At 66.0% G+C, this 12,142-nt stretch carries 2 protein-coding genes; both read right to left on the minus strand.

Annotation, left to right across the window (positions count from 1 at the left end; all coding sequences use genetic code 11):
* Nucleotides 1–48 precede the first annotated feature (48 nt).
* On the minus strand, nucleotides 49–4,176 hold the full coding sequence (locus ACODTW_RS22245; RefSeq protein WP_488948284.1) for a beta strand repeat-containing protein: 4,128 nt from the start codon (nucleotides 4,174–4,176) through the stop codon (nucleotides 49–51).
* 65 nt (nucleotides 4,177–4,241) lie between these two features.
* Nucleotides 4,242–12,142, minus strand: a 7,901-nt coding sequence (locus tag ACODTW_RS22250) for a beta strand repeat-containing protein (protein WP_488948285.1), incomplete at its 5' end; no start/stop codon positions are given.

Consider the following 12,142-nt stretch of genomic DNA (forward strand, 5'->3'; position numbering starts at 1 on the left):
GGATCAGGGGAGGTGTCGGGGGGGGGGGCATGCTCCCCCCCGATGGCCCTATCCCACCCACAGGCCCGTATCGGACACCTGGATGGTGCGGTTTTCCTCGTGCCCGTGGGCCAGATAATGGATCAACGGATTGACCCCGGCCGCGGCCACATCGGAGTAGGTGGCCAGATAGGCAGAACTGTCGAACCAGGCCGATGGATCGCGTCCCTCCCGCCCGCCATATTGCAGGTAATGCATGAAGGCATTGTCGATCTGCCCCCGTGACAGGGCGCTGGCGACGTCGGGATTATGGGCCAGATAGTAGCTGGTGTTGAACAGGGCGCTGGGGTCGCGCCCTTCCTTCATGCCATAGCGCAGGAAATGTTCCAGCCCGTCGACAAAGGCGCCGGCATCCACGGCCGCGGCCACATCGCCATTATTGGCCAGATAGTAGCTCTCGTCGAACAAAGCCAGGTCGAACCCGGCCGTGGGGAAGGCGATACGCCCTTCCGCCTTGCCAAAGAGGGTGTAATGGGCAAGGCCCGACTTGTAGATGCCCTGGGCCACCGCAGAGGCGACGTCGGGATTGACGGCCAGATAGTAATTTTCGCTGAACAGGCCGCCGTCGAAATCGCGGTCGGCGTCGGGTGCGCGCATCTCGGCACGGCCATTCAGCAGGAAATGCTGGAAGCCGCTGCGGAAGATGCCGGCATTCACGGCCGCCGCGATGTCGGGATTGTGGGCCAGATACCAGGCATTGTCGAAAGTGGCATTGTCGATGCGCCCTTCCGCCTGGCCGAAGGCGGTGTAATGCGCGGCGCCGCTGGCAAGGATGCCGGCCTTCACGGCGGCGGCCACATCGGGATTGGCAGCCAGATAGGCCGCCTCGTTGAAGCCGGTGGCCGATCCCGTGACGGCCGTGACACCGTGAACGCTGCCCAGCATGACCAGCCGGTCGGAAAGCTGCAGGAATTCCACCCCCGTCAGCGTATCGGTGCCCAGCGCGCCGGCCTTGTCGGTGACGGTGACGGTGCCATCGGCGGCCGTGGTGATGGTGACATTGGCGAAGGTGGCATCGAAGCGGGCGATGTCGGTACCGGCCCCGCCGATCACGCTGTCATTGCCGACGCCGCCGACCAGCCGGTCGTCGCCGTCACCGCCGCTGACCGTGTCGTTGCCGCCATCACCGAACAGCAGGTCGCTGCCCCCCAGGCTGCCGACGAAATCATTGCCGCCGCCGCCATGCAGCGTGTCGTCATCGGCGCCCAGCGTGAAGCTTTGCGCGCTGTTGTCGCCGACGACATAGTTGGACCCGGCCCCACCCGTGACCGTCACCGTCCCCGTCACCACGGCGAAATCGACATTGTCGAGCTGTAAGGGCGCGCCGGCCGGCAGGCCGCGGGCATCAATGATCAGGGCCTCGGGCTGACTGGCCGTGGTGCCGCCGCTGATCACAATGGGCGTGCCGGGCAGGGTGCTGCCGGACAGGGTGGGCGTGACGGTCTGGACCACCAATGTCTGGCTGGTTTTCAGGCTGCTGGTGAACTGGCTGATGGCGGCCGTGACCAGGGCGATGGCGTCAGTGCCCGTCGTGACGGTACCCGCCGCGCCGGACAGGACGCTGGCGCCCTGGCTGCTGGTCTGGGCGCTGGTCGGGCCGCTGACCGTCAGGCCGGCGCCCGACGGCAGCGTGGCCTGCAGGCTGGTCCCGGCGCTGCCGGTGACCAGGGGGACGACGGCCGGCGTGGTGACCGTTCCGGGAACCGGATTGACGGTGACGGTGGTCGTCGGCCGCCCGCTGCTGTCGGTCCCGGTCTGTGTCGTCACCGTTGCCCCGCCGATCACCACGGGGGGAGAGGTCGGCGGCGACACGGGCGGCGACACGGGCGGGGAGACCGGTGGCGATACCGGCGGAGAGACCGGCGGTGAAACCGGTGGGGAGACCGGCGGCGATACGGGGGGCGACACGGGCGGGGACACCGGTGGCGATACCGGTGGTGAGACGGGGGGCGAAACGGGTGGGGATACCGGGGGAGAGACCGGCGGCGATACCGGCGGGGAAACGGGGGGTGAAACCGGTGGCGACACCGGTGGCGACACGGGCGGGGACGTGACGGTCACGCTGAAATCCGCCTGGCTGTGGTTGCCGGCCGTGTCTGTGGCGCGCACGGTCAGGGTGGCCGTGCCGGCGGACAGGGCCGCGCGGTCGGCCACCGTCACCACGCCGCTGGCGGCATCAATGGCGAAGGCGCTGCCGGGATTGCTGGTCAGGCTATAGGCGATGGTGCCCACCGCGTCCGTGGAACTAGCCGTGATGCCGACGGTGGCGCCGTTGCTGGCCGTCGTATCGATGCTGTTGGCGCTGTTGTTGCTGTCCGTGGGGGTGGCGGGCGCGGTGGCGTCGGCCGTCACCGTGACATTGATCTGGTCGCTGTCGCTGGCGCTGGCCAGATCGGTGGTGGTGACGGTGATGGTGCCCGTGCCGGCGCTGGTGCCATGGAAGGACAGGTTGGCCAGGGCTGCATTCACCTCTGCCACCGATCCGGCGATGGTCAGCGACGCGCTGTTCGACCCGGTGACGGTGCCGCCGCCGCTGGCCGACAGGGTGCCGTTGCTGGCCGACAACTGCACGGTCAGGGTGTCGCCGCTGTCGCTGTCGGCCACGCTGACCAGATTGGACCCGCTGAGCGCGATTGACTGGCCGTTTTCCACCGACAGGCTGGCGGGCGCCGTGCCGGTTGGGGCCGTATTGCTTGGTGCGGTGATGGTGACCTGGAAGCTGTCGGCATCGCTCAGGCTGCCATCGCTGCTGGTGACGCTGATCGTGGCCGATCCCGTGCTGGCTGCCGTCAGGCGCAGGCTGGCCAGCGTGCTGGTCACATCGGTGGGCGTGCCGGTGATGGTGACGGTCGCCGTGCCGGAATTGCTGACGCTGGCCGATCCGCTGGCCGTGACGGCCAGGGTGCCGTTGTCGGTGCCGACGCTGGTGGTGATGGACGTGCCATTGTCCGTCACGCTGACGGCATTGCCACCGCTGAAGGTGAAGGCCGTGCCGCGGGTGGCACCGGTAACCGTGCTGGAGGGCACGGCATTGACCGGGGCCGTGTTGGTGGGCGCCGTGACGGAATAGGAGAAGGTGCTGCTGGCCGTGCCCCCCTGGCCGTCGCTGGTCGACATGGTGATGGTGGCCACGCCGGGATCGGTGCCGGTGAAGCTCAGCGTGTCGATGGCGGCGTTCAGGTCGGTCTGGCTGGAGCCGCTGAAGGTGACCGACCCGCTGGAATTCTGCGTGAAGGTGACGGTCCCCAGGGTGGCGTTGCTGCCCGACAGCGTGCCGGCGCTGGCCGTGAAGGTCACCGACAGGGTGTTGGTGGCGTCAGCGTCGCTGACATTCACCCCGGTCACCACTGTCGCCACATCCTCCGTCGCCGACAGGGTGGAGGAGGGGACGGTGTTGACAGGGCTGTTATTGGCGGCCGCCGCGACCGACACAGTGATCGTATCGCTGTCGCTGCCGCCCAGCCCGTCGCTGCTGCTGACGGCGATGCTGGTGCTGCCCGCCGTCGCCGGCGTGTAGGTGACGGCGGCCAGGGCCGTATTCACCGCCGACACCGTGCCCGTCAGCACCAGCGTGCCCGTCCCCGAACCGGTGCCCGTGCCCGAGGTGAAGCGGCCGTTGCTGGTGGTCAGCGTTACGGTCATGGACGACACGTCGCTGTCGGAAATCGAAATCAGGTTGGAACCCGACAGGGCCAGCGCCGTGCCCACCTGGGCGGCCACGCTGGCGGGCAGGGTGTTGATGGGGGCCTGGTTGGCGGCTACGGAGATGTTGAAGGTATCGACATCCGACAGATTGCCGCTGTCGGTTGTTTCCATGCGGATGGTGGCCGTGCCCGCAGCCGATACGGTGAAGGTCAGGCTGTCCAGCACCGTGCGCAGGTTGGCGGCGACGCTGCCGGAACTGGCCGACAGGGTCACCGTGCCCGTGCCGTTATTGCTGACCGTGACCCCGCTGATGCCCGTGACCGACAGCGTGCCGCTGCTGGCGGTCAGCACGACGCTCATGGAATTGTCCTGGGTCGTGTCGGCAATGGACAGGCCCGTGATGGCGCGGGCCAGACCTTGCGTGGCGGAAAGCGTCGTGGTGGGGACGGTATTGACGGGGGCGACGTTCTGATCGGGCGGAACCAGGGCCATGTCTTGCTCACCGGAAAATGGATTTTGACGATGAATGGGGGCTGGGGAAGGGGCGCGCCCCTGCCTCAGCCCGTGCCGAAATTGCTGTCCGTCAGGCTGGTGACACCGACCAGGGTCAATGTCGCCGTACTGTCGATGGTGATGATGGTGTTGCCGCCGCTGATCGCGATGGACAGGCTGGCATCGCCGCGCGCGATGCCGCCCTTGATGGTCAGGATATCATCCGCCGTGAAGCCGCTGATCGTGTCATTGCCGTCCCCGGTCGCCCAGCGGATGACATTGGCGCCGTCGCCGATATCGATCGTGTCATTGCCTTCGCCGCCATCGATGAAGTCATCGCCGCCACCGGCATTGATCGTGTCATTGCCGGCGCGACCCAGGATGCCGTCCCCATCGACGGTGCCGTTGATGGCTTCACCCAGGATGGTGCCATAAATGTACTGGCCACTGGTCGACAGGGTCGTGGCCACGCTTTCGATGGCGACACGCACGAACTGGTCGCCGAACTGCAACGCTTCGATCCCGGTCAGCGTATCGGTGCCATCATTGCCGTTGCTGGTATTATTATCGGTCACCGTGAAGGTGCCGCCCGCCGCGGTGATCGAATAGTCGGCGAAATTGCCGCCATAGACCGCGACATCCACGCCGGACGCGTTGGCGCCGCCATCGATCGTGTCGTTGCCGGCCCCACCCTGGATGACATCGGCCCCGCTGCCGCCGCTCAACAGGTCATTGCCAGCCCGGCCGTCGATATAATCGTTGCCGGTGCTGCCGCTGACCGTGTCGCCCAGCACCTCTGTGCCGATATAGGTGCGGTTGTCGCTGGAGACATAGGTGGTCAGACGGGCATAGCTGTCATTGAAGCTCAAGGCTTCGACATCCGTCACCTGAAGGGTGGTGCTGCCCACCGTCACCTGGAAGCTGGTGCCGGACACCAGGCTGATCGACGCATCCGACAGGTTGGCATTGATGCGCACCGTATCGTCGCCGCTGCCGCCGTCGATGGTGTCATTGCCGCCCTGGCTGTCGAAATAGTCGGCCACGCTGCCGCTGCTGCCGGTCAGGCTGTCGGCGAACTGCGTGCCCTGGATATAGGCGGTCAGCCCGTCGCCGGCCAGGATGGTCTGGGCGGCAACGCGGACGAAGCCATCGTTGAAGCTGAGACCCTCCACATTGGTCAGGGTGTCGGTGCCCTCGCTGCCGCCGACGCTGTTATTGTCGGTGACCGTCACGGTGCCGCCAGCGCGGGTGATGGTGTAATCGGCCATGTTGCCGTCGAACCGGGCAATGTCGATAAATACCGTGCCGCCGCTGCCCGTGCCGTCGGCCCCGCCATCGATCACATCATTGCCGGACCCGCCGAACAGGTAATCGCCGCCGGACCCGCCGGCCAGCGTGTCATTGCCGGCCCCGCCATCGACATTGTCATTGCCCGTGCCCGCCAGACTGGACAGGTCATCGGCGAATTGCGTGCCGTTGATGGACCGGTTTCCGTCCGTGCCCGCATAGGTGACGGGTGTCAGGCGGATATATTGGTCGGTGAAGGACAGCGCCTCGATATTGGTCAGCGTGTAGACATTGCCGCCGCTGGCATAGGTCCAGCCGCCGCCACCGCTGGACAGGCTGGCCGCGTTATAGGTGAGGTCCAGCGACACCGTGTCGGTGCCGGCCCCGCCATCGATACTGTCCGCGCCGGCGCCGGGGCGGAAGAAGTCCGACCCGGTGGTCCCGGTCAGGCTGTCATTGAAGCGCGTGCCTTCAACAGAACGTGACCCGTCCTGATTGGTGCTGGTCTGCACCGTGACGCGGACGAAACCGTCATCCTTGAAGCTCAGCGCCTCGATCCCGGTCAGCGTATCGGTGCCCTCGTCGCCATCGGCGGTATTATTGTCGGTCACCGTGACGGTGTCACCGGACCGGGTGATGGTGTAATCGCTGAAATTGCCGGCATAGCGGGCGACATCGGCCAGGCTGTTGCCGCTGCCATCGCTGCCGTCGGCGCCGCCATCAATGATGTCGTTGCCGGCCCCGCCTTCGATATAATCGCCGCCGGCCCCGCCCACCATGCTGTCGGCGCCCTTGTTGCCGCGCAGGTAATCATTGCCGGTGCCGCCGGTCAGGGTTTCGGCGAAATCGGTGCCGTCGAGGAACCTGTTGCCGTTGGCATCGATGGATTCGAACGCCGCCAGCCGCACATAGCCGTCGGTGAAGCCCACGCTTTCGATGTTGGTCAGGACCGATGTGACGCTGCCGACGGTGACATTCACATTGGCGCCGCTGCGGGTGATGGTGGCGTTGGCGATCGCGGTGTTGAAGAAGACATTGTCCTCTCCCGCCCCTCCATCAATCGTGTCCGCCCCGCCGACACTGCTGAAACTGTCGCGGTTGGCCGTTCCCGACATGTTGTCGGCGAACAGCGTGCCTTCGACATAGGTGGAGCCGTCCTGGTTGGTATTGCTCTGCGGCACCAGCCGGACAAAGCCCATATCCTTGAAGCTCAGCGCCTCGATCCCCGTCAGGGTATCGGTGCCGTCATCCCCGTCCGTGCCCGGCTGGTTGTCGGTGACCGTGAAGGTCAGGACATTGCCGACCAGGGCGGAACTGATCGTGTAGCTGGCGAAATTGCCGTCGTATCGGGCCGTGTCGATCAGCACGCCGTTATTCTGGCCCGTGCCGTCGGCCCCGCCCTGGATGGTGTCGTTGCCCTGACCGCCCAGGAAATAATCGCCGCCGGCCCCGCCGATCAGCAGGTCATTGCCGTCCCGCCCATTCAGGTAGTCATTGCCCTGACCGCCCGTGATGCTGTCGCCAAAGGCATCGGTGCCATCAAAGGAGGTGCCGGCCGGTCCCGTGAAGCTGGCCACCGTCAGGCGGACATAGGCGTCGGTGAAGGACAGCCCCTCGACATCGACCAGCCGGTCGCTGCCATAGGTACTGGTGGACAGGGTCATGCTGCCATCACCGTTGCGGATGATGCTATAGCCTGCCGCCCGCGTCTGGTTCAGGACGACAGCGTCGTCACCGGCCCCACCGTCCAGCGTGTCATTGCCGGCCCCGCCATTCAGCTGATCCTGGCCGTCGCCGCCCAGCAGACTGTCATTGCCGCCACCGCCGACCAGATTGTCATTGCCGCCCAGGCCGCTGATCGTGTCGTCGCCATCGCCACCCGCCAGATATTCGGCATTGGTCGTGCCGGCCAGGGTCAGGTTGCTGGAAGAGGTGATGTCCGAACCCGAAACCCGCAGGTTCGCCGCATCCACCGCCGTGCCCAACTCGATCGTCAGGTCGGCCCCGGCGATGCTGTCCAGCCCGATATGCAGGCGGGTGACGCCATTGACGATTTCCGCCTGTATCCCGCCCGACAGCAAGGACGCGCCATTCCCGCTGCCGACACCCGTGCCGGTGAAGGTCAGACCCTCCACACTGATCCGGTCGCCGGGGCCGAAATCGGCGATGCGGTCGATGCCCTGGGCCAGCAGGCCCGTGCCATTGGCCGGGTCGCGGGCCAGATACAGGAACGTGTCGTTGCCGCCGCCGCCCGACAGGCTGTCATTGCCGCCCAGGCCGACGATGGTTTCGGCACCCAACCCACCCTGGATCGTGTCGGCGAACTGGCTGCCCCGCACCTCGATCCGTTCGATCTGGCTCAGGCTGTCGGTGGCATTGCCCACCTGGACGAAGCTGCCGGAAATACGCAGCACCACGCCGCCCGAGGCACCCTCGGACAGGTCGTAACTGGCCGTGTCCTCACCCGATCCGCCCACCAGCGTATCGGACCCCACCCCGCCGGCCAGCGTGTCGTCACCGTCGCCACCCGCCAGGCTGTCATTGCCCTCACCGCCCCGCAGCAGGTCGTTGCCGGCCCCGCCGGACAGGCTGTCGGCCCCGCCCAGGCCCGACAAAAGGTCGGCCAGGGCGCTGCCCGTGATCGTGTCGGCAAAGCTGGTGCCGGTGACGCCGATCCCTTCGAAATTCAGCAGCGTGTCCGTGCCGCCGCGCCCATCGACCAGACTGCCGCTGCTGCCCGTGGTGATGGCGGCGGCGGAGAAACTGATGCCGTTGGTCATGCCCAGATCATCGAAGCGATAGGCGACAAGATCATTGCCCGCCCCGCCATCGATGCTGTCATTGCCAGCATTGCCGACCAGCGTGTCATTGCCACCCAGCCCCAGGATCGTGTCACTGCCGGCTCCGCCGCTCAGGCTGTCATTGCCTGTCGTGCCGGACAGGGACTGCGGCAGGGCACTGCGCAGGATCAGCCCGCTGCTGCCGGTCACCGCCAGATCACCGGCGCTCAGCGTCAGGCCCGACAGGGTGATGACCGTATCGGCCCCCGCCACTGTGTCCAGCCCGATGGAGATCAGCGTATTGCCGCCGCTGGTCGCCACCCGCACATCGCCTGACAGCAGCCCCGTGGTGGGGCCGGCGGCCGGTGTGGTCAGGCTGACCCCGTCGATGCGCAGCAGGTCTGGGCCGGAGAAATCGGTGATGATGTCGTTGCCGGGGCTGCTGCCATAATGCATGCCGATGACGAATATGTCCGCGCCGTCGCCGCCGGTCAGGATGTCGTTGCCGACACCACCCGACAAAGTGTCGTTGCCGGCCCCGCCATTCAGCAGGTCAGCACCATATTCGCCGATCAGAAGATCATTGCCGGCCCCACCATTCAGGGTGTTGCCACTGGGATCAGCCCACCAGGACCAGCTGTTCTCGGTGCCCGCCACCAGGGTGTCATTGCCGTCGCCGCCATCGATGATGTCGCTGTCCATGCCCCCGGTCAGGGTATCATCGCCGTTGCCGCCGCTGATCGTATCAGCCCCGCCGCCGGCCTGGATGAAATCGTTGCCGTTGCCCCCGTTCAGGCTGTCATCGCCGAACCCGCCGCTCAGGCTGTCATTGCCGTCACCGCCATACAGCGTGTCATTGCCGCCACCGCCCAGCAGGCTGTCATTGCCTGCACCGCCATCCACCAGATCATTGCCATAGCCGGCATCGATCCTGTCATTTCCGTCCAGGCCGGAAACCGTGTCATGGCCGGACAGAAGCTTGATCACGTCATTGCCCGTGCCGCCGGTCAGGGACTGTGATGCCGCCCGGCCGCTGGCCAGGAAGACCCCATCGCCCTCCAGGACGAAATCGCTCACCTGATAGCTGCCGGAAATATCCACCGCCCACAGGTTGGCACCGCCGGGCGATGATCGAAAATGCAACCGGGTCATCCCGTTGCCCAGCGTTTCCACCTGCACGCCCGTGCCGGTAGCGCTATAGGGGGTGATGGGGGGGAAGCCGTTTCCGAACTCTTCATCCTTCGGATAGACGATCACGTCCTCCGCGCTGAAGTCGGCGATGGTGTCGATGCCACCTGACCCGTCAGACATGGTCGTAAAGACGTCGACGCCGGCACCGCCAGACATCAGGTCATTGCCGTTGCCGCCCCTGATTGTATCGTTGCCGGCACCCCCCAGCAGGGTGGCGCTGCGATGAGGGGACATATAAGAGGTGCCGTCGGACACATTGGCGCTGACCTGATCGTCGCCGTCGCCGCCGTCGATCAGGTCGCTGCCGACCGCTCCATCCAGGACGTCATTGCCGGCACCACCCATGATGGTGTCGTTTCCATTGCTGCCCTTGATGCTGTCATTGCCGGCCCCGCCGTCCAGGCTGCTGCCACCCCAGCCTTCGATGGTGTCATCCCCGGCGCCGCCCAGGATAGTGCCTCTGCTGCTGACGCTGAAGACATCGTCGTTACCGTCGCCGGCATCGATAAAGTCCACACCGCCCCAGTTGGAAATACTGTCATTGCCGGCGCCGGCATAGATCGTGTCATTGTTGGAGCCGCCAGACAGCGTGTCGTTGCCGTCCCCACCGTCCAGCCAGTTGTTCCCCCCGTCACCGCCATCCAGAAAGTCATTGCCGGCATTGCCATACAGCGTGTCATTGCCATAGCCACCATACAGCGTGTCATTGCCGCCACCCCCGGCGATGGCATCGTCGCCATTGGTACCGGATCGCAGATCATTGCCATCGCCCAGACTTTGCGCCGGCGCGATATTATCGGCGGTCAGGCTGGTGGCGGTGACGTTCGACAGGCGCAGAAGGGTGATGACCTCCGTTCCGGTTCCCGTGCCGTCGCTGTCCAGGCGCAGCACCGTGTCCGCGCCATCCTGCACGAAGCTGAGATAGCCGAGAGCCAACGGATCGCCGCCACTATATCCGGTGACACCGGCCATGGCCTGACTGAACAGGATGACGTCGCCCGACGCACCCGCCGTGAAGTCGGTGACGACAATGCCGCTGGCATACCGGTTCAGGGTGATCTGGTCGCGGCCGGCGCCGCCGATGATTGTGGCGGCCTGGCTGGGCAGGACGAAGACATCATCGCCATCCCCGCCCAGCAGCGTGTCGTCAGCGCCATAGCCGACCAGCGTATCGTTGCCCGCCCCGCCCGACAGGACATCGGCACCGTCGTTTCCCGGGACGGAGGTGGGATCGGCCCACAGCGCATAAATCAGGTCGTCGCCATCGCCCCCATCCACGGTGTCGGCAGCCAGGTCGCCGGAAAGCGTGTCGTTGCCAGCACCGCCGATGATGTTGTCATTGCCGCTGCTGCCGACAATCGTGTCGTTGCCGGCGCCACCATCAAGGGTGACCGTTCCGCTGTCGCTATTCAGCAGCGTGTCGTTGCCGTCACCGCCAAGCAGGGTGGCCCCGCCGCTACCGCTATATTGCAGCGTATCATTGCCGCTGCCGCCATCCAGCAGGTCGGCGCCGTTATAGCTGTTCAGCCAGTCATTTCCGTCGCCGCCCAGCAAGGTGTCGGGCTGGCTGTTGCCGGCACTGTCATAAAGCTGGTCGTTGCCGTCGCCGCCAAGAAGGCTGTCAGAGCCCTCACCGCCCGAAATCCAGTCATTGCCTTCCAGACCCAGGATCGTGTCGTTCCCCGCACCGCCCGTCAGGCTGTCATTGCCCGTGGTCCCGGTCAGGGACATACCGGTGGCGTTTATTTCGGGTGTGAAATTGGCGCTGGTCAGGCTGCTGGCGGTGACGCCCTGCAACCGCATCAGGGTGATGGGGGTCTGGCTTCCGCTGGACCCGTCGCGGTCATAGATCACCAGCGTGTCGGACCCGGTCTGCAGCAGTTGCAGATAGCCCTGCGCGGTCAGGCTGCCGCCGCCGAAATCCGCGATGCCGGAGACCAGGGCGCTGACATCGATCACGTCGCCGCCGGACCCGGCCGTGAAGTCGGTGATGACGGCGATGCCGGACCGGGGGAAGGCGCTGTCATAGGTGGCGAGATAGGTGTCGCGGCCCGCACCGCCGGTGATGGTGGCCGCCGCGGGGACCAGCCGGATCACATCATTGCCGTCGCCGGCATCGATGGTTTCGCCATAGCCGGAACTGTGGATCGTATCGTTGCCGGCCCCGCCCTCCAGCAGTCCGACACCGCCCGCCAGCAGGGTATCGTTGCCGGCCCCGCCCTGCAAAGTGCCGGCCCCGTCAAGGTAATCGTCGCCCGATCCGCCCTGCAAAAGATCGCTGCCGCCCAGGCCCGACATGAAATCGTCGCCATCGCCGCCGATCAGGATGTCATTGCCGCTGCCGCCACGCAGACTGTCAAAGCCGGCCCCGCCATCAAGCGTGCCATTGCCGGTCAGGTAATCGTTCCCTGATCCACCCTGCAGCAGGTCGGCGCCGTCCCCGCCCCACAATTGGTCATTGCCGTCCCCGCCGATCAGCGTGTCGTTACCAGCCTCGCCGTAAAGAATGTCGTTGCCCGACCCGCCATCCAGGCTGTCATTGCCATAGCTGCCCGACAGTGTGTCATTGCCGTCCAGCCCCAGGATCGTGTCGTTGCCAAGCCAGCCTGTCAGGTTATCCGCCCCCGTCGTCCCGGTCAGCGATACACCCGTTGCGGCTGTGCCGCCCGTGGGGCTGTATGGGGGGCTGAAATTGTCGGTGGTCAGGC

The sequence above is a fragment of the Niveispirillum sp. FG148 genome (genome assembly GCF_057809655.1).

Bases quoted from the DNA above. Each gene is read 5' to 3' on its own strand.
- ACODTW_RS22245 (WP_488948284.1), bottom strand. From the start codon at position 4,176: ATGGCCCTGGTTCCGCCCGATCAGAACGTCGCCCCCGTCAATACCGTC.